Below are 26,443 nucleotides of genomic sequence, written 5' to 3'. Positions count from 1 at the left end.
CTTGATCTTGCTCTGAGGCGCCCCGTTAAACCACGCTGGCCGAACGCAGGCTTTGGAGCGTGGGTAACCCGGCAGGACGCCGGGTTAGCCGCGTTGGGCCAAGGATGGCCCATCGCGGCGGCCCACGCTCCAAAGCCTGCATGAGGGCACACCGAGCCAAAGCGAGGTGCCGAGTGGTGGGGCGAAGACCTTTTGGTTACTTTTGTGTCTTTACAAAAGTGACCCGCTGTAAGAGCGGAACCATAAGTGGCCGTGACCGCAGCAATGGATAGGTACACTGCCGCACCGCTGTCGCAGGCAAGCCAGCTCCCACTTTCAGATCGGTGTATGCCGCTCACGACACCACCTCCCCAATCACCACACCCTCAAGCCACCACTGCGCCAACCCCTGAACATTCGGCGTTTTAAGCAACGTAAAGTGGTTCCCCGGCCCATACCAAACTTCCAGCCCGCTGCCCTGCCGTCGCCACCCCTCAATCATCAGGCTCTGTTCGCGCTGATTGCCCGCCGCATCCAGCGAAGGGTCCTCAGCCAACACCAACCGCACCACGCCGTTGTAACGCTGATGCGGCTGATACACCGTGCGCAACGCCGCTGCATAAGTGCGCGCCGGTCCGTCCATGGCATCCACCGCAGAGCGCCCCGGCAACAGTCCAACGCCCACCATTGCCGCATGCAGCCATTGCCGCTGCGCCACTTCATCACGCCCGGCAAAGTCCACGCGGTCGATACCCAGCGACTTGCCGGCGGCCAGTTGCATCGCCTCGATCAATCGCAACATCGCCGCCGTGGTGGTGTAAGGCCGCCCGGCGCCGCCCGGCGCTTCGCTGTCAATCACCGTCAACGACGCCACCTCACGGCCCATCGCCTGCAACCGCAGCGCCATCTCCAACGCGATCCAGCCGCCAAACGAGTGCCCCACCAAGTGCACCGGCCCTTGCGGACACTCCTGTGCAAGCGCCGCCAGATAACACTGCGCCGCCGCTTCGACCTGGCTATGCGGCACCGCCTGGCCATCGAGCCCGCGCGGCTGCAAGCCGAACAGCGGCCAGTCACGCCCCAGCGCTTCGCTCAACCCCACATACCCGGTGACGCTATCGCCCGCACCCGGCACGCAGAACACCGGCGCATACCCTGCCCGCCCACTCTGAATGCGCAGCAGCGGTTGATGCGCCACCTGCGCCACCGGCGAACACACGGCCAACGCCTCGCTCATCGCCCGCCCCAGCGCCTGAACATGCGGCGCCTGCATCATGCTCTGGTGATCGCCTGGCACCTCCACCCGGCGCAACTGCCCAGGCGCCAACGCATCCTCCCACCCCAGCGAAACACTGCGCCGCGACAACTCGGTGGGCCGCTCTTGCGCGCTGAACAAATGCACCGCGACCGGCAACGGGAACAGGCTGTAATGCGCCAGCGCATGCCCATGCCCGACCTCCCGTTCGATAAAACTCAAGAGGTCCGCGTCCGCAGCCGCTGCCATTTGCGCGTATAGCAAACCTTGATCGCGACAGCGTTGCAGCAGACCCGCAAAGTCCAGCTGTCCAATGCCCGCCTCCAAGTATTCAAGGCTCGCCAGCTCATCCACACCTCCCTGTGCTTTCCAATACGCCGTGCACTGCAGCAACAAATGCCGTTTGAGCGCATCCGGCCCGCTCCAGCGCGCCTTGCCCTGATCGGTCATGCGCGGCACATAGCTGTCGATCAAGCCGAGGAAGGCCACCGCCTCATCCAGCCCGAGTAATTGCATCGCCACTTCATAGGCCAGCACGCCGCCAAACGACCAGCCCGCGAGCCGATAGGGCCCGTGGGGCTGGATGCGACGAATCAACCCGACCAGGCGCGCGGCCAGGCCTTCCATGGTGTTCAGATGCGCTTCGCCAAGCGCCGCGCCCGGCAGGCCATAAATGGGATAGTCGCCGGGCAGGTGTTGGCCCAGCGCCGGGAAGTACACGTCCATGCCACTGAACTCATGCAGCAGAAACAGCGGCGGCTGCGAACCGCTGCTGCGCACGGTAATCACCGACGTCTCGCGCGCCGGCGCCTGCGTGCGCTGCTGCAGCATCGCCGCGACGCCAGCCACGCTGGCATGCTGGAACAGCTCGGCCAGGGACACCTGCAACCCGGCCTCTTCCATCAGGTTGACGAGCCGGATTGCCAGCAACGAATGCCCGCCCAGCTCGAAGAAGCTGTCATGTCGCCCAACCTGCTCCAGCTTCAAGACTTCGGCCCACAGGTTGGCCAGTTGCTGTTCCAGCGCATCGCCAGGCGCTTCGAAATCACGGCGATTCAACGCGTCCAGCGCCGGAACCGGCAAGGCTTTGCGGTCGATCTTGCCATTGGCCGTCAGTGGCAAATGCGCCAACGGTACATAGGCCGATGGCAGCATGTAGTCCGGCAGCTGGCCTTGCAGGTGCGCCCGCACGCTGTCGAGGTCAACAGGTGCGTCAGCCCAGGTGAAGTAAGCCGCCAGGCGCTTGTCACCCGGCACGTCCTCACGCGCCAGCACCACCACGTCCTGAATACCCGCGAAGGTCGCCAGGCGCGCTTCGATCTCACCCAGCTCAATACGAAAACCACGGATTTTCACCTGGTCGTCATTGCGTCCGATGCACTCCAGCAAACCCTCCTGGGTCCAGCGACCAAGGTCACCGGTGCGGTACATCAAGGCACCGGCGTTGAAGGGGTCGTCGACAAACTTTTCAGCGGTCAGCTCAGGGCGGTTCAAATACCCCCTGGCCACGCCATCGCCGCCGATGCAGATCTCACCGGTCACCCCCACCGGCACCGGCTGCAACCAGGCATCCAGCACGTGAATATGCGTGTTGGAAATCGGCCGGCCGACGGGCACGCTGTCGGCGTCATCGGCAATCGCCTGCACTTCATGGGTGGTGGCATAGGTGGTAGTTTCCGTCGGCCCGTAGCAATGCACCAAACGCAGCCCTGGCGCCTGCGCCAACAGACTGCGGAACGCCGCCGGGTCGGCGCGCTCGCCGCCGCAGAGCAACATGCGCAAGCCGGCCAGCGCTCGAGGAATCAGCTGCACGTACTGGTTGAACAGCGCCGTGGTGACGAACAGCACAGTCGCGCCGTGCAGCGCACTGCCGAACGCGGCCGGGTCAAGCAAGGTCGCGTGGTCGATCACCTGTACCTGCCCACCGTTGAGCAACGCGCCCCACACGTCCATGGTGCTGGCGTCGAACGCCGGGTTGGAGGCGAAGGCAATGCGGTCCGCCGCATTGAAGTCGGCGTAGCCGTTGTTGAGCACCAGCCGCGTGATACCGCGATGCGGCACCAACACGCCCTTGGGCGTACCCGTGGAGCCGGAGGTGTACATGATGTACGCCACACTGTCCGAGGCTTGTGACAGGTCCGGGTTGTTGCTCGGTTGCGGGTCAAGAGTCAGGGTGTCCAGGTCCAGACGCCGGGCGGCGTAATCGATGGACGCGTCGCTGCGGGTCAGCAGCCAGCTCGCGCCGCTGTCCTGCAGCATAAAGCCCTGGCGCTCGGCGGGCGCGTGGATATCCAGCGGCACATAGGCTGCCGCGCATTTGAGAACCGCCAGTTGGCTGACCAGCAGATCGAGCGAGCGCGGCAGCAGGATCGCCACGTTATCGGCGGGCCGCACGCCCAGGCTCAGCAGGTGATGGGCCAGGCGATTGGCGCGGGTGTTCAATTGGCCGTAGCTCACTGCCTGCTCGCCATGCAACGCCGCCAGCGCGTCAGGCCGCGCCTGCGCCTGGGCTTCGAACAGGCGCTGTACCGTGTGCTCGCGGGGGAATGCACGCGCGGTGGCGTTGAACACCGCCAGCTGTTGGCGTTCGGCGCTGGGCAGTATTGGCAGGCGGCTGATGGCGATTTCAAGGTTGTGCTCCAGCGCATGCGCCACCTGTTCGAGTGCCTGGTGCAGGTAGCCACACAAACGTCGGGCACCCTGCCCCATGGCGTGCACGCTGAACCCGTCGCCGAGGTCATCGACACTCACCGACAGCCCGTAAGTGGTGTGTTCCTCGGCCTTGAGCAACTCGATGCCCTGCCAGGCCTGCGCCACGCCGCCGGTTTGCGCCGCGCTGTGGCGGTAGTTGAACAGCACGCTGAACAGCGGCGTCGCCACCGGCACTGCGCTGCAACGCTGGGCCAGCGCCAGCGGCGCGTGCTCATGGCCGAGCAGTTGGGTCAGGCGAGCATGAGTCGCACGCAACGCCGTACGCACCGAGTGCTCACCCAGATCGACCCGCAGCGGCAAGGTGTTGATAAACACGCCCATGGCGCGCTCGGCGCCTTCGCCGCCCTGCAGACGGCCGAGCATCACGGTACCGAACACCACACGCTCGCGGCCGCTGACCTTGCCCAGCACATGGGCCCAGGCCAGGTGCATCAGGCTGGCGGCGCTCACGCCCGCTTGACGGGCCTGGGTGCGCAGGCGCTGGCTCAACTGAGGGTCGATGATCAGATGCGCTTTTTCATCGACACCCAGGTTTTCGACCTCGGTGGGCTCGTCGATCTCAGCGAGCATGTCGCGGAAAAACGCCTCGTGATCGTTAACCGCCAAACGGGTCTGGGCCACGTAATTGCGGTACGGCACTGCAGCGCCCAACGCCGCGTCGCGACCCAACAGAAACGCCTGCATTTCGTGCTGCAGGATGTCCAGCGCGATGTGGTCCATCACCAGGTGATGAAACAGCAAGGTCGCCACCACGCGCTGCGGTTCCTGCACGTAAACCAGGCGCATCAGCGGCGCTTGAGCCACATCGAGACGCGACGGCAACGGCCCTGTTTCGACGCTTAACGAGGCTTCACGCCAAACCACCTGCACCGGCTCATGAAGGCCATCCCAATAGAATGAGGAACGCAGCACATCATGCCGCTGGATCACCGCCTGCAACGCCTGGGCAAAGGCCTGCAAGCGCACCCGGCTGTCGAACGCAAACTGCGCCTGCAGCAGGTACGCATCGCCTTCGAGTACGGCGCGGTGGTGATAGAGAATGCCGGCCTGCAACGGCGCCAGCGGGTAGATGTCCTGCACATTGGCCGCGCCGCCGGGAATGCGGGCGACAATGCGCTCGATGGCCGGCTGATCCAGCTGGATCAGGGGCAGCATGTCCGGCGTAATGTGCGTGCAGCCGGGTGCGATGCCATTGGCCGGCACCGCCACTTCACGCCCGCTGCCCAGCGCCGCCGCCAAGGCCGACAAGGTCGGCTGGCCAAACAGCACCTTCACATCCGCCGACAACCCGAGGCGGCGCATGCGCCCCATCAGGCTTACGGCCAGCAACGAGTGCCCGCCCAACTCGAAGAAGTTGTCGTGACGGCCCACACGCTCCACATTGAGCAGCTCGGCCCACAGGCTGGCCAGGGCGATCTCGGTATCACCCTGGGGCGCCTCGTACTCGCGCACCACCACCGACTCCATGCCTGGCTCCGGCAAGGCTTTGCGGTCGAGCTTGCCGTTGGGGCTCAGAGGCAAGGCGTCGAGATGGACGAAAATCGCCGGCACCATAAACTCCGGCAAGTGGTGCAACAGATGGCTGCGCAGCACGTCGATTTCGCAGTGCGCGCCAGTGTAGTAAGCCACCAGGCGTTGCTCGCGGGCGATGACGGCCGCTTCATTGATCGACGGATACTCGGTCAGGCGGGCCTGGATCTCGCCCAGCTCGATGCGTAAACCGCGGATCTTCACTTGGTCATCATTGCGGCCCAAATATTCGATATTACCGTCCGGCAAGTAGCGCCCGACGTCACCGGTGCGGTACATGCGTCCGCGGGCAAAGGGATCATTCAGGAAGCGCTCGGCCGTCAGCTCAGGCCGATTCAGATAACCGCGCGCCACTTGCACGCCACCGATGAACAACTCGCCGACCACCCCCAACGGCACGGGCTGCAACTGGCTGTCGAGCAGGTACATGCGCGTGTTGGCAATGGGTTTGCCGATTGGTGTGTTGTCCGGCGTCACTGCGCCCGCGCAATTCCACGCCGTGACATCCACCGCCGCTTCGGTCGGGCCATACAGGTTATGCAATTCACTGCCCGGCAACTGCTGCTTGAAGCGCCGCACCAGGCTGCCCGGCAGGGCTTCGCCGCTGCACATCACACGCACCAGCCCCGCCGCCTGGCGCACATCGCCATGGGCCAGGAATACATCCAGCATCGACGGCACAAAGTGCAGCGTGGTGATCTGCTCAGCCTCGATCACATCGCACAGGTACTCAGGCTCTTTATGCCCGCCAGGGCGCGCCATCACCAACCGTGCGCCCGTCAACAGTGGCCAGAAGAATTCCCACACCGACACGTCGAAGCTGAACGGGGTTTTCTGCAGCACCGAGTCCTGCGCCTTGAGGCCATATTCGTCCTGCATCCACAGCAGGCGGTTGACCACCCCGGCGTGTTCGTTGATCACGCCCTTGGGCTGGCCGGTGGAACCGGAGGTGTAGATCACATACGCCGTCACGCCCACTGCTTTCGGGTTATCCAGCGGCTGGTGCTGCCAGCAAGGGTGGTCCAGATCGACCACCGGCACCGCACCCAGCAACTCACGCGTAGAGCCTTGAGCCAACACCACTGCCGGCGCACTGTCCTGCAGCATGTAGGCAATACGCTCCAGCGGGTAGGCCGGGTCCAATGGCACATACGCGGCGCCCGCCTTGAGGATGGCGTACAGGCCCACGACCATTTCCAGGCTGCGCTCCACGCAAATGGCCACGCGCGAATCCGGCTGCACACCCAGCGCCAGCAAGTGATGGGCCAACTGATTGGCCTGCCCATTCAACTCGGCATAAGTCAGCTGCCGTTCGCCGGCCTTGACTGCAATCGCGTCCGGGGTGCGCTTGACCTGCGCCTCGAACATCCCGTGCAGGGTCTGGTCGAGGTTGTAATTGACCTCGGTGGCATTGAAATCAAACAGCAGGTGCTGACGCTCACGCTCATCGACCAGCGACGCATGCTCAAGCACCGCCTGGTCGTTTTCGACCATCGCCTGCAACACGCGGGTGAAGTAGCCGACGTAACGCTGCACGGTCGACTCATCAAACAGCGCCACTGCATATTCCAGCGCGCCAAGAATGCTGCCCTGCACTTCGCCAAGGTTCAGCGACAGGTCGAATTTGGCAAAGTGGCTGTTTTCGACGATGCCTTCCAGGGCCAGGTCGCCCAATGCGAGGGTCGGTGCGCTGCTGTCCTGCCACGTCAACAGGGTTTGGAACAACGGGCTGTGGGCCAGGCTGCGCGGCGGCCGGGTGATTTCCACCACCTGTTCGAACGGCAGGTCCTGATGGGCCTGGGCTTCCAGCGTCAACGCCTTGACCCGCGCCAGCAGCGCCTCGGTGCTCAACTCGCCCGAGGTGTCGATGCGCACTGCCAGCGTGTTGACGAACAGGCCGATCAGCCCTTCAACCTCGCTGCGCGTGCGGTTGGCCACCGGCGAGCCGATCACCAGGTCGTGTTGCCCGGACAGCCGCGCCAGCAGCGAGGCCCAGGCACTCATCAAGGTCATGTACAGCGTGGTGCCGTGGCGTTGGCTCAAGGCCTTGAGCCCGGCGGTGAGGCGTTCATCCAGGCGCACTTCGACGCTGCTGCCGGCGTAATCCTGCTGCGCCGGGCGCGGGCGGTCGGTGGGCAACGTCAGCAAGGCCGGCGCGCCTGCCAGCGCCTGCTGCCAATAGCTGCTCTGGCGCTGCAGCACGTCGCCGCTCAGCCACAGGCGTTGCCACACGGCGAAGTCAGCGTACTGGATCGCCAGCGGCGGCAACGGGTCGGGCAGACCGTGACTGAAGGCTTGGTACAGCGCCATCAGCTCACGGGTCAGCACGCCCATCGACCAACCGTCGGAGACGATGTGGTGCAAGGTCAGCAACAGCACATGGTGATCGTCGGCCATCACCACCAGCCGCCCGCGCAGCAGCGGGCCGCGCTCCAGGTCGAATGGCGCCGAGGCTTCGCCATGAATCAAGGCATCCAGCGCCTGCTGGGGTTGCGGGTGGCGGCGCAGGTCCTGCACTTGCAGCGGCAGCACGTCTTCGGCCGGCACAATCAGCACCTGGGCGTCGTCGCCGTGTTGAGCAAAGCGGCTGCGCAGGGTTTCGTGGCGCGCCACAATCCGCGCCAGCACCCGTTGCAGCGCCTCGACATGCAACTGCCCACGCAGGCGCAGGCCAATGGGGATGTTATAGGCGGTGTTGGCGCCTTCCATCAGTGCCAGAAACCACAGGCGCTGCTGGGCGAAGGACAGTGGCACGGGTTCATCGCGGCTGGCCGGGAGAATATCCGGCAACGTGCTGCGCCCCGATTGGGCCAGGACTTCGGCGACCGCCGCCAACTCGGCATTGGCAAACAGGTCGCCAAGGATCAGCTCGACACCCAGACGCTGGCGCACCTGGGAAACCATGCGCATTGCCAGCAACGAGTGCCCGCCCAACTCAAAGAAATGGTCGCGACGCCCGACGCGCGCCACGTGCAGTACATCGGCCCAGATCTGCGCCAGCACGCTTTCGATCTCGCCCTGGGGCGCCTCGTACTCGCGGGTAAACACCGCAGCCATGTCCGGCGCGGGCAAGGCCTTGCGGTCGAGTTTGCCGTTGGCGGTGAGCGGCAATGCCTCAAGCTTCACGTAGGCAACCGGGACCATGTAGTCCGGCAGCTGCGCCACCAGATGGGCGCGGATATCGCCAACCGCCAACGGCGCGAACGACGGGTTTTCAGTGAAATACGCCACCAGCCGGTCCTCACGGACCAGCACCACCGCTTCCTGAATACCCGGCAATTGGTTGAGCTGGGTTTCGATCTCGCCCAGCTCGATACGCACGCCACGGATCTTCACCTGGTCGTCGTTACGCCCCAGGTACTCGAGATTGCCGTCCGGCAGCCAGCGCGCCAGGTCGCCGGTGCGGTACATGCGCCCAGCGTTGAACGGGTCTTGCACGAAGCGCTCGGCCGTCAGCTCAGGGCGGTTCAGGTAACCGCGCGCTACGCCTTTGCCGCCCACGTACAGCTCGCCGGCAACCCCCAGCGGCACCGGCCGTTGCTGCTCATCCAGCAAGTACACCGTGGCATTCGCGACAGGCTTGCCGATATGCAGCGGCTGGCCCGCCTCCACCTTGCCGGACGTGGCGACCACCGTGGCCTCGGTAGGCCCGTAGTTATTGATCAACTCAAAACGCTGGGTCCGCGCGAACTGGCGCAGGCGATCACCGCCGATCAGCAAGGTGCGCAAGGTCGGGTGTTCGATCTGTTGGCTGAAGGCGTACTCGGCCACCGGCGTGGGCAAAAAGCACACGTCCAACGGCTGCGCGCACCACCACGCGAGCAAGGCGTCGATGTCTTCGGTGCCGTCATGGGCCGGCGGCAGGTGCAGGGTCGCGCCGACACACAGCGCCGGCCACACTTCCCAGGCCATCGCATCAAAGCCGAAACCGGCGACACTGGCAGTGTGGCGCCCGGCACACAGGTCAAAGGCGCGGCAATGCCAGTCCACCAGGTTGGCCACGGTGTGGTGTTCGACCATCACGCCTTTGGGCAGGCCAGTGGAACCGGAGGTGTAGATCACATAGGCGAGGTTGGAGGGCGTGACATCGACCGTGGGGTTGCTCGCCGAATGATGCTGCCAGGTAAAGCGGTCCAGGTTGATCACCGGCACTGGCAGCGCGGGCAGTCGGTCCAGCAGCCCCTGTTGCGTCAGCACCGCCACCGGCGCGCTGTCGGTGAGCAAATAATTGAGGCGCTCGGCCGGGTGGGACGGGTCCACCGGCACATAGCAGGCGCCGGCCTTGAGGATCGCCAGCAACCCGGCCAGGGTATCCAGGCCACGGCGGGCGACGATGGCCACGCGGTCGTCGGGCTTGACCCCCAGCGCCAGCAGGTGATGGGCCAACAGGTTGGCTTGCTGGTTCAGCTCGGCGTAGGTCAGTTGGCGGCCTTGCTGCACGGCGGCGATGGCCTCGGGCGTGCAGGCCGCCTGAGCTTCGATACGCCCGTGCAACGTGGTGCCTTGAGGGAAGTCGGCGTGGGTCGCGTTGAACTGCTCCAGCACTTGTTGTTGTTCGGCGGCGGGCACGACCGAGACTTGATTGAGCGGTGTCTGTAGCGCCTGCTCCAGCGCAGTCACGAGGTTTTCCAGCGCGGTTTGCAGGTAGGCGCAGACGCGCTGCGGGTCCACCTGGGTGCTGGCGAGCAAGCTCAAGGCAAAGCCTTCGCCGAGGTCATCCACGCTCAGGGTCAGCGGGTAGTTGGTGCGTTCTTCGGCGCTGAGCGCCGCGATACCTTGCCAGGCCGACACGGCAGCGGCGCTGGCGGCCGGGGCACTGTGGCGGTAATTGAGCAACGCGCTGAACAGCGGCGTCGGCGCGACCACGCCGCTGCAGCGCTGGGCCAGGGCCAACGCGGCGTGTTCGTGGCGCAGCAAGGTGGTCAGCCGCGCGTGGGTGGCCTTGACCCCGGCGCGCACGTCCTCGGCGCCCACGTCCACGCGAAACGGCAGCGTGTTGATGAAAATGCCCAGTGCCCGATCGGTGTCATGGCTGCCCTGCATGCGGCCCATCAATACGGTGCCAAACACCACGTGCTCTTTACCGGCCAGTACACCCAGCACCTGTGCCCAGCCCATATGGAACAGGCTGGCGGCGCTCACCCCCAGTTGCCGGGCCTGCGCACGCAGGCGCTGGCCCAGCTGTGCTGCCAGCGGCAGGCTGACTTCGGCAATCCCGCGGGCATCGCCTTGCACGTCGTGCAGGCCAAATGGCAAGGTCGGCTCGCTGATGTCGCCGAGCATCTGGCGGAAGAAGCTTTCGTGCTCCTGCTCGCTGATCCCCAACCGCGCCTGCGCCACATAGTTGCGAAACGGCACCGCCTGGCCCAGCGCTGCGCCCTGCCCCAGCAGGCACGCCTGCATTTCATGGCACACCACTTCCAGGGCGCTGTGGTCGAGGGCCATGTGGTGAAACAGCAAGGTGGCGACGATGCGCTGATTGGCCGGATCTTCGGCACGCACCAGGCGCAGCAGCGGCGCCTGGGTCACGTCGAGGCGATAGTGGCGGGCATCGAACAACGCGTGCAACTGCGCGGCGATATCGCCGTCAGCCGGGTCCAGCGCCAACACCTGCACCGGCAGTTGCGCCTGGCGCCAGACCACTTGCGACGGTTCCTGCAACCCGTCCCAGACCACGCCGGTGCGCAGGATGTCGTGGCGGTTCATCACGCTTTGCAGGGCGTGGGCAAAGGCCTCAAAACGCGCCAGGCTGTCGAACGCAAACTGCGACTGCATCACGTACGGGTCGCCCTGCTCGGCGCTGACATGATGGAACAGAATGCCTTCCTGCAACGGCGCCAGCGGGTAGATATCCTGGATATTCGCCACGCCGCCATCAACTATGGCGACGATGCGGTCGATCTCGTCCTGGCTCAGGGTCGACAGGGTCAGCATGGCCGGCGTGATGCGCTCGGCGCCCGCCGGGATGCCATTGGCCGGCACCGTCACTTCACCGGCCTTGGTCGGCGAATACTCACCGGCCTTAATCAACTCGATCAACGCCGGCTTGTGCTCGCGCAACGCGGCAAGAATCGCCGGGTCGCTCAGCGCCTGTTTATTGCCCTGCACCGACAACTGTTCGCCCTTGAGCGCCAGTTGCACATCCTTGGTTTTCAGCGTCGCCAACAGCTCAGAAATGCTCACAGGACGATCTCCATTCGTTCGGTTATGGCGGCGTAGCCGGCCAGCGTCGGCTGTTCGAACAACGCCCGCACATCGGCTTCCAGGCCTTCCTGGCGCAGGCGTCCGATCAAGCTCACGGCCAGCAGCGAGTGCCCGCCCAGTTCAAAGAAGTTGTCATGGCGCCCGACCCGCTCGACGTTGAGCAACTCGGCCCACAGCCTGGCCAGGAGGATCTCGGTATCACCCTCTGGCGCCGCGTACTCGCGCACGATCAGCGCGTCCATGCCCGGCGCAGGCAAGGCCTTGCGGTCGAGCTTGCCGTTGGGGCTCAGCGGCAGCGCGTCAAGGTGCATGAACAGCGCGGGCACCATGAAGTCCGGCAGGTGCTGCAGCAGGTGCGCGCGCAGTTGCTCGATGTCGGTGGGTACGCCGGTGTAGTAAGCGACCAGCCGGTCTTCGCGGGCCACCACCGCAGCCTCGTTGACCTGCGCATGTTCGAGCAGTCGCGCCTGTATTTCCCCCAGCTCGATGCGCAGGCCGCGGATTTTCACCTGGTCATCGTTGCGGCCCAGGTACTCGATATTGCCGTCGGGCAAGTAGCGGCCAACGTCGCCGGTGCGGTACAGGCGCCCATGGGTGAAGGGGTCCTTGAGAAAGCGTTCGGCAGTCAGCTCGGGGCGATTCAAGTAGCCACGCGCCACTTGCACGCCGCCGATAAACAGCTCGCCGACCACGCCCAACGGCACCGGCTGCAACTGCGGATCCAGCAGGTACATGCGCGTGTTGGCAATCGGTTTGCCGATCGGCGTGTTGTCCGGCACCTCGGGACGCGCGCAGTTCCAGGCGGTCACGTCCACGGCCGCTTCGGTGGGGCCGTACAGGTTGTACAGGCCGATGCCCGGCAGTTGCTGCTTGAAGCGCCGCACCAGGCTGCCCGGCAAGGCTTCGCCGCTGCACATTACGCGCACCAGGCCGGCCGCCTGGCTGACATCGCCGTGGGCCAGGAACACGTCAAGCATCGAGGGCACAAAATGCAGCGTGGTGATCTGTTCGGCCTCGATCACTTCGCACAGGTACTCAGGCTCTTTATGGCCACCTGGGCGCGCCATGACCAGGCGTGCGCCGGTGAACAGCGGCCAGAAGAACTCCCACACCGACACGTCGAAGCTGAACGGGGTTTTCTGCAGCACGCTATCACTGGCCTTGAGACCGTACGCGTCCTGCATCCACAGCAGGCGGTTGACCACCCCGGCGTGCTCGTTGATCACGCCTTTTGGCTGGCCGGTGGAGCCGGACGTGTAGATCACATAGGCCTGGTGCCGGGCGGTAAGGCCCGGCACGTGGGGGTTGCCAGCGGGTTGGTGCTGCCAGGTGGCGTGGTCCAGGTTGATCACCGGCACCTCACCCAGCAACGCGCGGGTGGTGTCTTGCGCGAGCACCACCACCGGCGCGCTGTCTTGCAGCATGTAGGCCAGGCGCTCGCGAGGATAGGCCGGGTCCAACGGCACATAGCCGCCGCCGGCCTTGAGGATCGCAAACAGGCCGATGACCATGTCCAGGCCGCGCTCCACGCAGATGCCTACGCGCGAATCCGGCTGCACGCCCCTTTCACGCAGGTGATGGGCCAGGCGGTTGGCGCGCTCGTTGAGCGCGCTGTAGGTCAGTTGCTGATCGCCGGACTTGACCGCCACGGCCTGCGGCGTGCGCTCGACCTGGGCTTCGAACAGGCCGTGCAGGGTTTGGTCGAGGTTGTAGTTGACGTCGGTGGCGTTGAATTCCACCAGCAGTTTTTGCCGTTCCTCACTGCCCACAATCGGCAGGCGATTGAGCGGCTGATGCGGCGCCTGCTCGAGGGCTTCAACCAGCCCTGACAAAGCGGTCTGCATGTAAGCGCACACGCGTTGCGCGTCGATTTGCGCCAGGGCGGTGACGTCATAACCATCGCCCAGGTCATCCACGTTCAGGGTCAGCGGGTAGTTGGTGCGCCCGTCGTTGACCAGCGTCTGCATGCCTTCCCAGGCCTGCTGCGCCTCGGCCGACCGCGTGGCGGCGCCGCGATGGCGGTAGTTGAGCATTGAGCTGAACAACGGCGCCGGGGCTGCCACGCCGCTGCAGCGCTGGGCCAGCGCCAGCGACGCGTGTTCGTGCCCCAGCAGCGCGGTAAGCCGTGCATGGGTGGCCCGCACCGCAGCGCGCGCACCTTGTGCGTCGATGTCCAGGCGCAGCGGCAAGGTATTGATGAACACCCCCAGCGCGCGGTCGGCGCCCTCGCCGCCTTGCATGCGACCCACCAGCACCGTGCCGAACACCACGCTGTGGCGACCCGAGGTGGCCGCCAGTACCTGGCCCCACGCCAGGTGGAACAGGCTCGCTGTGCTTACCCCCAGCAAGCGCGCCTGGGCACGCAGCCGGCGGTTGAGGTCAGTGTCCAGGCGCAAGCGGTGTTCTTGGATCGCGTTGCCGTCGCCGCGCACATCCTGCAAGCCGAACGGCAAGGTCGGTTCATCGACGTCACCGAGCATCTGGCGAAAGAACGCTTCATGTTCCTGTTCGCTTACGCCCAGACGCGCCTGGGCCACGTAGTTGCGGTACGGCATCGGCGCCGCTGTTGGCGCGGCGTGGCCAAGCAAGTGGCCCTGCATTTCGCGCAGCACCACGTCGAATGCGGTGTGGTCGAGGGCGATGTGGTGATAGAGCAACACCACCACCACACGCTGGTTGGCCGGGTCCTGGGCGTACTTGAGGCTGATCAACGGCGCCTGGCTGAGCGTCAGGCGATAGCGTCGCGCATCGAAACGCTGATGCAGGCCGGCCAGTACATCACCTTGCAGGTGCAGCTCTTCACGCGGCAGTTCAGCCTTGCGCCACACCACTTGCAGCGGTTGCGCCAGGCCTTCCCAGACCACGCCGGTGCGCAGGATGTCATGGCGGTCGATGACCTGTTGCAGCGCCTGGGCGAAGGCGTTCAGGCGCTCAATGCTGTCGAACGCCAGGTGCGATTGCAGCAGGTACGGGTCGCCCTGCTCGGCGGTGATGTGGTGGTAGAGAATGCCCTCCTGCAACGGCGCCAGCGGGTAGATATCCTGCACATTGGCAGCGCCGCCGGGTACGCGGCTGACGACGTCGTCGAGGGTTGAGGGGTCGAGTTCCACCAACGGCAACATGTCCGGGGTGATGCGCTGGCAGTCGGCGGTGATGCGGTTGGCCGGTACCTGCACTTCGCGGCCACTGCCCACGGCGGTGGCCAACGCCGCGAGCGTGGGCTGGCTGAACAGCACACGCACGTCAGCACTGAGGCCGACCTGGCGCATGCGTTCGATCAGGCTGACCGCCAACAACGAATGGCCGCCGAGTTCGAAGAAGTGGTCATGCCGGCCGACTTGCTCCACCTGCAACACCTCGGCCCAGATCCGCGCCAGGGTGGTTTCCACCGCGCCTTCCGGCGCTGCGTAATCGCGGCTCGGCAAGGCGGCTTGGTCGGGTTGCGGCAAGGCCTTGCGGTCCAGCTTGCCGTTGGCGGTCAGCGGCAGCGTGTCGAGCCTGACGTAGGCTGCTGGCACCAGCGCGTCGGGTAGCTGTTGCTGCAGTTGCGCACGCACGGTTTCAATCGCCAGCGGCCAGTGTTCGGTGAACCAGGCCACCAGACGCCCCTCGCGCACCAGCACCACGGCTTCGCGGATACCGTCCAGCGCGGCCAGGCGGCTTTCGATTTCGCCGAGTTCGACGCGCACACCGCGCACTTTGACCTGGTCGTCGTTACGGCCCAGGTACTCGATATTGCCATCGGGCAGCCAGCGCACCAGGTCACCGGTGCGGTACATGCGCCCAGGGTTGAACGGGTCCTGCAGGAAGCGTTCGGCGCTCATCTGCGGGCGGTTCAAATACCCCCGCGCCACGCCACGGCCACCCACATACAGCTCACCGGCGACACCCACCGGCACCGGGCGCAACTGTGCGTCGAGCACGTACACGCTGGCATTGGCGATGGGCCGGCCGATATGCAACGCCTGCCCGGCGCGCACGCGGCCGGAGGTGGCGACCACCGTGGCCTCGGTAGGTCCGTAGTTGTTGATGACCGCAAAGCGCCGCTCCTGGGTGAATTGACGCAGGCGATCACCGCCAATCAACAGGATGCGCAAGGTCGGGTGGTGCAGGTTCTGACTGAAGGCGTACTCGGCCACTGGCGTGGGCAGGAAGCTGACGTCCAGTGGCTGCGCCAGCCACCAGGCGAGCAATTCGTCGATGTTTTCATTGCCGACCTCCGCAGGCGGCACGTGCAAGGTCGCGCCTGCACAGAGTGCCGGCCAGACCTCCCAGGCCATCGCGTCAAAGCCAAACCCGGCGACGCTGCTGGTGTGGCTGCGCGCGTCCAGGCCGAAGGCCTCGCAATGCCAATGCACCAGGTTTTCCACAGTGCGGTGTTCGACCATCACGCCTTTGGGCTGGCCGGTGGAGCCGGAGGTGTAGATCACGTAAGCCAGGTGCGCCGGGGTCAGGCCGGCCAGCTGCGGGTTGCTGACGGCGTGGTGCCGCAAGCACTCGTCGAACAGGTCGACAGTGGCCTGCGTGCCCAGCAGGTCACGGGTGCTTGCCTCGGCCAAGACCGCTACTGGCGTGCTGTCCTGCAACAGGTAGGCGATACGTTCGGCGGGGTAAGCCGGGTCGATAGGCACGTAGCCGGCGCCGGCCTTGAGAATGCCCAGCAGCCCGACCAGCATCTGCGGTCCACGGCGACAGCAGATCGCGACACGGTCATCCGCCTGCACGCCGAGTGTCAACAGGTGGTGGGCCACCTGGTTGGCGCGTTGATTGAGCTGCTGATAGGTCAGGACCTCGCCGTCCTGCTGCACGGCAATCGCGTGAGGCTGACGTTCGACCTGGGCTTCGAAGGCGCCGTGCACGGTGTGCCCGGTCGGGAAGTCTGCGGCCGTTGCGTTGAATTCGCGCAGCAGGGTTTCGCACTCTGCCGGCGGCAGCACTGGCAATTGATTAAGCGGGGTGCTCACCGAGCGTTCCAATGCCGCCACCAACTGCTCCACGGCGCCGTGCATGTAGCCACACAAGCGCTGGGCGCCGATCTGCGGCAGTGCCAGCACGCTCAGGCCAAAGCCTGTGCCGAAGTCATCGACGCTGAGGGTCAGCGGGTAATTGCTGCGTTCCTCACCGCCCAGCAGTTGCACGCCTTCCCAGATGCCATGGCCATCGCGGGCCATTTCGCCGGGGGTGCTGTGACGGTAATTGAGCAAGGCGCTGAACAACGGCACGGCCGTCGGTACGCCGCTGCAACGCTGGGCGAGGGCCAACGACGCATGCTCGTGCCCCAGCAGCGCGCTCAAGCGGGCATGAGTCGCCTTGACGGCCGCCGCAGCAGCGCACGCCACATCGACGCGCAACGGCAAGGTGTTGATGAACATGCCCAACGCACGGTCAGCGCCCTCACCCGCCTGCATACGCCCCATCAGCACCGTGCCGAACACCACCTCATCACACCCGGACACCAGCCCCAGCACTTGCGCCCACGCCAGGTGCATCAGGCTGGCCGCACTCACCCCCAGCACCCGCGCCTGTTCACGCACCCGCATTGCCAACGCGGCGTCCAGCGGCTGTTCGGCCTCTTCGATAGCGCGGCCGTCGCCCTGCACGTCCTGCACGCCAAAGGGCAAGGTCGGTTCATCGACATCGGCGAGCATGTCGCAAAAGAACTGCTCGTGTTCCGCCACGCTGACACCGAGTCGCGCCTGGGCCACGTAGTTGCGAAACGGTGCAGCGTCGGGCAGTGCCTCGGCCTGGTTGAACAGGAACGCACGCATCTCCTGGCCGACCACTTCCATGGCGGTATGGTCGAGCGCCAGGTGATGGAACAACAGGATTGCCGCGACCCGATTATTCGCCGGGTCCTGGGCATAGACCATGCGCAGCAGCGGCGCCTGGGTGATGTCCAGGCGATAGTGGCGGGCATCGAAACGTTCGTGCAGTTGCTCGATGACGCCGCCCTCAGCCGGGTCCAGAACAACCTCTTGCACCACCAGCCGGGCCTCGCGCCAGACCACTTGCACCGGGCTGTCCAGACCTTCCCAGACCACGCCGGTGCGCAGGATATCGTGACGGGCCGCCACCTGTTGCAGCGCGCCCATGAAGGCGTGCAAACGCTCAAGGCTGTCAAACGCCATGCGCGACTGCAGCAGGTACGGGTCGCCCTGCTCGGCGCTGATATGGTGATAAAGAATGCCTTCCTGCAGCGGCGCGAGCGGGTAGATATCCTGCACATTGGCCGCGCCACCCGGCACGGTGGCGACGATACGCTCGATCGCCGCCTGGTCGAGTTGCACCAGGGTCAGCATCGACGGCGTTATCTGGGCGCAGCCGGCTGGAATGCCATTGGCCGGCACCTCGATCTCACGCCCGCTGCCGACTGCCGCTGCCAGCGCCGCCAGGCTTGGCTGGCTGAACAGCACACGCACATCCGCGCTCAAGCCCACCTGACGCATGCGCTCAATCAGGCTCACCGCCAGCAAGGAATGCCCGCCCAACTCGAAGAAATGGTCATGCCGGCCGACACGCTCGAGCTTGAGCACGTCCTGCCAGATCTGTGCCAGCAAGGTTTCCACCTCGCCCTCCGGCGCCTCGTAACCCCGGCTGAGCAGCGCGCTCTGATCGGGTACGGGCAGGCCCTTGCGGTCGAGCTTGCCGTTGGCGGTCAGTGGCAACAGTGCCAGCCACACGTAGGCCGACGGCACCATGTAGTCCGGCAACCGGCCTTGCAGATGAGCGCGCAGTGCCTGGATGTCCAAGGGTGCCTGGGCGGTGTAATACGCCACCAGGCGCTTGTCGCCCGGCTCGTCTTCGCGGGCCAGCACCACCGCGTCTTTTACGCCGGGGAACGCGGCCAGGCAGGTTTCGATTTCGCCCGGCTCGATACGAAAACCGCGGATCTTGACTTGCAGGTCGTTACGCCCCTGGTACAGCAAGGTAGCGTCGGCCTGCCAGCTGGCCAGGTCGCCGGTGCGGTACAGCAGGCCTTCGCCGAAGGGGTTGGGGATGAATTTTTCTGCCGTCAATTGCGGCTGGTTCAAATACCCGTTGGCCACACCGGCGCCGCCGATATACAGCTCGCCAACCACACCCAGCGGCAGCGGTTGCTGGCGCGCATCGAGCACGTAGGCCTGGGCATTCGCGATGGGGCGACCAATCGGGATACTGCCCGCACCCGGCGCGGTGATTTCAAAGGTGGTGGAGAACGTGGTGGCCTCGGTCGGGCCATAGCCATTGAGCAGGTGCTGGGGTTTGCCGTGCTGGAGCACACGGCCGATCACCTGCGGGTCGAGCACATCGCCGCCGACGATCAGGTAGCGCAGTTGGCGGAACACCGGCAGCAACGCATCGGCGTATTGATGGAACAGGCCTGCGGTCATCCACAACACGCTGACGGCTTGCTCCTGCAACAGCGAGGCAAACGCCGCCTGGGACAGCAGCACCGCATGCTCGACCACCACCACACAACCGCCATTGAGCAACGGCGCCCACACGTCGAGGGTGCTGGCATCGAAGGCCGGGTTGGAGGCGAATGCCACGCGGTCGCGCTCATTGAAGTCGGCATAGCCGTTGTTCAGCACCAGGCGCGAGATCGCGCGGTGCGGCACTTGCACGCCTTTGGGTGCACCGGTGGAACCGGAGGTGTACATGATGTACGCCACGCTTTGCGCCGACTGGGCCAGGTCGGGGTTGCGCGGCGACTGCGCGTCCAGGTTCAGGTCGGCCAGGGTATTGAGCACGCGGTGCGCACCGCTGTCCTGCACCATGAAAGCCTGGCGCTCGACCGGCGCATTGACGTCCAGCGGCACATACGCCGCCGCGCACTTGAGGATCGCCAGTTGGCACACGAGTAAATCCAGCGAGCGCGGCAGTGCGATCGCCACGCTTTCGCCCGGCTGCACGCCCTGGCTGATCAGGTGGTGGGCCAAGCGGTTGGCACGGCGATTGAGGTCGCGATAACTCAACGACAGCGCGCCCTGCACCGCCGCCACAGCGTCGGGACGGGCCAGCGCCTGAGCTTCGAACAGTTGGTGCACCGTGAGCTGCGACGGGTAGTCACGCGCGGTGGCGTTGAACGCCACCAACAGTTGGTGGCGTTCGGCAGCCGGCAGGATCGACACGGCCTGCAAGGGTGTGGTCGGCGCTTGTTGCAGCGCGGTCACCAGATGGCTCAACGCAGTGAGCATGTAGGCGCCCACGCGCTGTACATCCAGGCTGTTCACGCCCTGCACGGTCAGGGAAAACCCGCTGCCCAGGTCATCGACGTTCAGCACCAGCGGATAATTGCTGCGTTCTTGCGAACTGAGAATCTCGATCCCGGACGCGGCGAACGGGCTGTCTCCCGGGGCTTCGCCCGGCGCGCTGTGGCGGTAATTGAGCAGCGTGCTGAACAGCGGCAACGAACCCGGTACGCCGCTGCAACGCTGTGCCAGCGACAGCGAGGCATGCTCATGCCCAAGCAACTGCGCCAGGCGTGCGTGGGTGGCGCGCACGCCGGCTTGCACACTGACGGCGCCAAGGCTGACGCGCAGCGGCAAGGTATTGATGAACATTCCCAGCGCACGGTCGGCACCTTCGCCGCCCTGCATACGGCCCAGCAACACGGTACCGAACACCACGTCCTGCTGGCCGGAGACCTGCGCCAACACCTGGGCCCAGGCCAGGTGCACCAGGCTTGCGGTACTCACGCCAAGTTGTCGCGCCTGTTCGCGCAGGCCGTGACTGAGCGCCGGCTCCAGTGGTACGTGCGCGTCGACGATGCCGCTGCCGTCGCCATTCACGTCGTGCAAACCGAACGCCAGCGTCGGCTCGTCGATATCGCCCAGCATGTCGCTGAAGAAGGCTTCGTGTTGCGCCTGCGTCACCCCCAAGCGCGCCTGGGCCACGTAGTTGCGGTACTGCACCGCGTCCGGCAGCTGCGCGCTGGTGCCGGCGAGGCTGGCGCTCATTTCTTCGACCAGCACTTGCAAGGCGGTGTGGTCGAGCAGGATGTGGTGCAGCAGCAGAATGCCGACGTAACCGCCCTGCTGCTCGGCGTAGCCAAAGTGCATCAGTGAAGCGCGCGACAGGTCGAGGCGATAATGGCGTGGATCGAAGCGTTGTTGCAGTAGCGCCAGTGCATCAAGGCCGTGCGCGTCAATGCGCTCAACCGCCAAGGGCGCCTGGCGCAGCACCACCTGCACCGGTTCATCCAGGCCTTCCCAGACAATCCCGGTGCGCAGGATGTCGTTGCGTTCAATCACGCTGTGCAGCGCCTGGATAAACGCATCCACCGCCGCCTGGTCGGCAAAGCGCAACTGCACCTGCAACACGTAGGGGTCGCCCTCGGTGGTTGCCAGGTGGTGGTAAAGAATGCCGGCCTGCAACGGCGCCAGACCGTAGATGTCCTGCACGTTGGCAATGCCGCCAGGCACGCTTTCGAGGATGTGGTCGATAGCGGCCTGGTCCAGGGCCACCAGAGGCAGCATGTCCGGTGTGATGCGCTCGCAGGGGTCTACGATCAGGTTGGCCGGCACCTGCACCTCCTGCTGCCCGCCCACCGCCGCGGCCAGTGCAGCCAACGTGGGTTGGCCGAACAGCACGCGCACATCACAGCTCAAGTCCACTTGGCGCATGCGTTCGATCAGCTTGACCGCCAGCAGCGAGTGGCCGCCGAGTTCGAAGAAATTATCGTCGCGGCCGACCTTGTCGAGCTTCAACAACTGCTGCCAGATACTGGCGATGGCGGCTTCAACCGCACCTTGCGGGGCGGCATAGTCACGCCGCGCCAGCGCGTCGGCGTCCGGTGCGGGCAAGGCCTTGCGGTCGAGTTTGCCGTTGGTGGTCAGCGGGAATTGATCCAGCCGTACGAAGGCGCTGGGCACCATGTACTCGGCCAGGCTGAGCAACAGGTGATCACGCAGCTCGGCAGCGCCAAGTTCACGCTCGGCGATCACGTAGGCCACCAGGCGTTTGTCGCCCGGTGCGTCTTCACGGGCAATCACCACCGCATCACGCACGCCGTCGGCGGTGACCAGGCGCGCCTGGATTTCACCCAGCTCGATACGGAAACCACGGATCTTCACCTGGTCGTCGTTGCGGCCCAGGTACTCGACACTGCCGTCGGGCAGCAGGCGGCCGAGGTCACCGGTCTTGTACATGCGCAGGCCGGTGGCCGGGTCGGCCAGGAAACGCTCGGCATTGAGCGCGTCACGGTTGAGGTAACCCCGCGCCACCCCGGCGCCGCCGACGTACAGCTCGCCGACCACACCAAACGGCAACGGCTCGCGACGCTCATCCAGCACGTACAGCTGCAGGTCGGGAATGCGCACGCCAATCGGGCTGACGCCGACCAACTGCGCGTCCGCGGCCTCCAGCGCGCGATAGGTCACGTGCACGGTGGTTTCGGTGATGCCGTACATGTTGACCAGTTGCGTACCGGCGTTGATGGCGCGGGCGTACCACGGCTTGAGCATGCCGGGCTCAAGGGCTTCGCCGCCGAAAATGACCTGACGCAAGGAGTGCGACTGGGCGCTTTGGGCCGCAATCAACTGGCGGAACGCGCTGGGCGTCTGGTTGAGAATGCTCACGCCCGCGTCGCAGATCAGCGCGTAGCACTCATCCGGCGAACGGCTGACCAGTTGCGGCACGATCAGCAATTGGCCGCCGTGCATCAGCGCGCCCCAGATTTCCCACACCGAGAAATCGAACGCGAAGGAATGGAACAGCGCCCATACATCATTGCGATTGAAACCGAACCAGTGGTCAGTGGCGGTGAACAGCCGTGCGACCTGGCGATGTTCGATCATCACGCCTTTGGGCAGGCCGGTGGAGCCTGAGGTGTAGATCACGTAGGCCAGGTTCGCCGGGCTGAGGGAGATGCGCGGGTTGACGATGGATTCGCCGCGCAGGCTGTTGAGGTCGATCTGCGCGAGCTCGCCCACCAAGTGGCGGGTGTTGGCTTGCACCAGCACGGCCAGCGGTTCGCTGTCAGCCAGGGTGTAGGCGATGCGCTCCAGCGGGTAGGCCGGGTCAATCGGCACATAACCGGCGCCGGCCTTGAGGATGCCCAACAGACCGATGATCATCTCGGGGCCACGTTCAACGCAGATCGCCACGCGGTCATCCGGGCGCACCCCCTGCGCAAGCAAACGGTGGGCGACCTGATTGGCGCGTTCATTGAGTTGGCGATAGGTCAGGCGCTGAGTGTCGAAGCGCACGGCGATGGCTTCGGGACGGGCGGCGGCATGGGTTTCGACTTGCTGATGGATCAGGGCGGTGTCGGCGTAGTGCGCGGGGCTTTGATTGAGGCGGTGCAGCAGGTGGTGGCGCTCGGTGTCAGGCAGGATGTTCAGGCCGCTCAGCGGCTGATCCGGTCGCTGCTCCAACGCATCGGCCAGGCTGTGCAGCGCGGTGTGCAGGTAAGCTGCGACACGTTGTGCGCCGATGACGGCATCGACCATCACCGTCAGTGCAAAGTCTTCGCCCAGGTCATCCACGTTGACGGTCAGCGGGTAGTTGGTGCGCTCCTGGGCACCGAGCACCTGGATGCCTTCGGCCACGTCGATGACAGCGGCCATATCGGTAGCGGCGCTGTGACGGTAATTGAGCATGGCGCTGAACAGCGGTGTCGGCGCCGCCACACCACTGCAACGCTGAGCCAGGGCCAGGGACGCATGTTCGTGGTTGAGCAAAGCCGTCAGACGCGCATGGGTGGCCTTGACCCCGGCGCGCACGCCCTGCTCGCCCACATCCACGCGTAACGGCAAGGTATTGATGAACATGCCCAGGGCCCGCTCACCGCCTTCGCCGGCGCCCATACGGCCAAGCATTACCGTGCCGAACACCACCGCATCACGACCGGACACCACGCCCAATACACGCGCCAATGCAAGGTGCATCATGCTCGCCACGCTCACGCCCAATGGTCGCGCCAGGCTGCGCAGACGCCGGCTGAGGGCGCTGTCCACGGGGATGCGTGCCTCGTCGATGCCCTGCCCATCGCCTTGCACATCCTGCAAGCCGAAGGGCAAGGTCGGCTCATCGATATCGGCCAGCATTTCGCGGAAGAACGCCTCGTGCGCCTGCTCGCTGACGCCGTGGCGCACCTGGGCGATGTAGCCGCGAAACGCGACCGGCGCACCCGCCTGGGCTTGCTCGCCGGCCAGGTACAACTGGATTTCATGGCGCACCACATCAAGGGCGGTGTGGTCGAGGATGGTGTGGTGGAACAGCAGCATCGCCACCACCCGACTGTTGGCCGGGTCGTCGGCAAACACCAGGCGCAGCAGCGGCGCCTGGCCAAGGTCCATGCGGTAGGCGCGTGCGTCGTAGCGCGCGAGCAATTGGGCCAGGGCGTCGCCGCCCTTGAAGTACGCTTCTTCGCACACCAGGTTTGCCTTGCGCCATACCACTTGCAGCGGCTCGTCGAGGCGCTCCCACGCCATGGAGGTGCGCAGGATATCGTGACGGTCGATGACCCATTGCAACGCTTGCGCAAAGGCGCTCAGGCGTGCGCGGCTGTCGAACACAAACTGCGCGTGCAGCACGTAAGGGTCGCCCTGCTGCGCCGAAAGGTGATGGTAAAGCATGCCTTCCTGCAGCGGCGCCAGCGGGTAGATGTCCTGCACATTCGCCGCGCCGCCGGGGATGGCCGCGACGATACGGTCGATGGCCGGCTGGTCGAGGCTGACCAGCGGCAGCATGTCCGGGGTAATCCGGTAGGCCGGGCTCAGCCAGTCGCCGCCCTGCTCGGCCACCCACTCAAGCAAGCGCGGCTTGTGCGCGATCAGTTGATCCCACAGCGCATCATCCAGCGCTTCGTCGTCGCCCAGGATGATCAGGTCGCCTTCTTCCAGTTGCAGACGGATCGCGTGGGTGGAAATCGCTGCCAATAATTCGCTGAACTGCATGGGGGTAACCTGCCTGATAAGTCACGGTGAAGGAGAAAGTCCGTTTTCAGCTGCCGTTAGGATCGGGTGTGCTGGGCGCCTGATAAAAAGCAGGCGCAGCCGCAAGCCTGAAGAGGCTTCCGGCAGGCTTGGAAAATTAAGGGATTTGGCAGGCGGGGGGTGACATGGGAAGCGGGGACAAGCGGAAATCGGCCAGAGTTCAGTTTTATTGACGCTAAAGACTGTCGATATGCCGATAGTCCAGGTTCAGCGCCAGCGCCAGCTGTGCTGCTCGCCCAAGTGTGATCGGGCCGCGCTCGATATCCACCAGCAGCCCCGGGCAATCGAGCGCTGGCAAACCGGCAATATCCTTGAGCCGGCCATCGGTGATCACCAGCAGACGCTGTCGCTCGGCGGGGTAACGCTGGCGTCGCGCCTGCAGCCAATGCCCCGCCTCGGACAGCGCCGCCAGCAACGGCGTGCCGCCACCCGCGCCGAGTTGCGCCAGCCATCCGGTCAAGCCTTTGGCGGCCTTCAAGCCCTGCACTTGCCAGGTGGGCGACGGCCCGCTGGCCGTGAGTAATGCCATGCGCGCACGTTGGCGGTAGGCATCGTCGAACAGCTGCGCGAGCAGGCCTTTGGCGTCGCTCAACGCACCATGGCGCCGCGTGGAGGCCGAGGCATCGACGATCACCAGCCACAACTCGTGGGCCGCGCGGGTGCGCAGGTGGTAGCGCACATCCTCACGGCAGTGCGGCCGCCCGCCGAGCAAGGTGCCCGGCCAGTTGATCGTGCCGTGTTTTGCGCTGCGCGCCTTGCCGTGCCTGCCGTTGTCCAGTCGCCCCGCCTTGGGCCGGGCATCCGCCCCCGCGTCAGGACGAGGGCGAATGCCTAAGGCTTTTTTGGCCAGGCAGGGACTTCCCGGCGTGCGCCCGTGGGCAAGGCTGGCGCGGGCATGTCGCCCCACTGGCCCTGGCCGGGTGAAGAGTCGGAAGGTTTGGGAGCCTGGCCTTGATTGGGCGGGCTCGCCGGTGGGGATTGCTCTTGCCGCCGATGGCGCAAGGCAAACTCGGCCACGGCTTCGATGTCTTGCTCGGCGATGGCGCTCGCGCCACGCCAGGCGGCATGGGCGCGTGCGCCGCGCAACCACACCAGGTCCGCGCGCAGGCCGTCGACACCGGCGGCGAAACAGCGCTCGGTGATCTGCGCCAGGGATTGGTCATCCAGCTCAATGCTGTCGAGCCGCGCCCGCGCCTGCGTGCAACGCTCACGCAAGGCGCCTTGCTGCTCGGCCCATTGGGCGCAGAACGCGGCGGGGTCGCTGTCGAAATCCAGGCGCCGACGAATGATTTGCCCCCGCTCGGCGGGCAGGGTTTGCCCGCTCAACGCCACGTTGAAGCCGAAACGGTCGAGCAGTTGCGGGCGCAACTCGCCCTCCTCCGGGTTCATGGTGCCGATCAGCACAAAGCGCGCCGAATGCCGATGCGAGATGCCATCGCGCTCGATCAGGTTGGTGCCGCTGGCGGCGACGTCCAGCAGCAGGTCCACCAGGTGATCGGCGAGCAAATTGACTTCATCGACGTACAGCACACCGCCGTCGGCCTTCGCCAGTACGCCAGGGGAAAACTGCGCGCGGCCTTCGCCCAATGCGGCGTCCAGGTCCAGCGTGCCGACCAGGCGTTCTTCGGTGGCGCCCAACGGCAGGGTGACGAACTGGCCGCTGGCGAGCAGGTCCGCCAGACCACGCGCCAGCGTCGACTTGGCCATGCCGCGCGGGCCTTCGATCAGCACGCCGCCGATTTTCGGGTCGATGGCGGTCAGGCACAGCGCCAGTTTCAGTTCATCGGCGCCGACCACGGCGGACAGCGGGAAATGTGGAATGTCGGTCATGCAAGTTCTCGTT

The 26,443-nt window shown here is 65.5% G+C and carries 4 protein-coding genes; all 4 read right to left on the bottom strand.

What is annotated here, in order from left to right:
- Nucleotides 1–334 precede the first annotated feature (334 nt).
- The 4 genes from C4J83_RS12360 to C4J83_RS12345 all read right to left on the bottom strand — a co-directional run bounded on the left by C4J83_RS12360 (nt 335) and on the right by C4J83_RS12345 (nt 26,430).
- The gene (locus tag C4J83_RS12360; protein WP_124417157.1) at nt 335–11,659 is read right to left on the bottom strand and encodes a non-ribosomal peptide synthetase; all 11,325 of its coding nucleotides are present in this window, start codon (nt 11,657–11,659) and stop codon (nt 335–337) included.
- Entirely contained in the window at nt 11,656–24,561 is a 12,906-nt protein-coding gene (locus C4J83_RS12355) for a non-ribosomal peptide synthetase (protein WP_124417156.1), read from the bottom strand. The genes C4J83_RS12360 and C4J83_RS12355 overlap by 4 nt, the downstream gene beginning before the upstream one ends.
- Nucleotides 24,562–24,775: 214 nt before the next feature.
- A complete protein-coding gene (locus tag C4J83_RS12350; RefSeq protein ID WP_106580325.1) occupies nt 24,776–25,378 on the bottom strand; it encodes a vWA domain-containing protein in 603 nt (200 codons plus the stop codon).
- A 53-nt stretch (nt 25,379–25,431) separates the two neighbouring features.
- Nucleotides 25,432–26,430 carry a magnesium chelatase ATPase subunit I gene (locus C4J83_RS12345; protein WP_124417155.1) on the bottom strand — a complete coding sequence of 333 codons (999 nt, stop codon included), beginning with the start codon at nt 26,428–26,430 and terminating at the stop codon, nt 25,432–25,434.
- Nucleotides 26,431–26,443: the final 13 nt, after the last annotated feature.

Origin of the sequence: Pseudomonas sp. LBUM920 (assembly GCF_003852315.1) — a bacterium.
Classification (GTDB): domain Bacteria; phylum Pseudomonadota; class Gammaproteobacteria; order Pseudomonadales; family Pseudomonadaceae; genus Aquipseudomonas.
The sequence above is the reverse complement of the archived record's forward strand: the minus strand, read 5'-3'. Positions and strand labels throughout refer to the sequence as shown.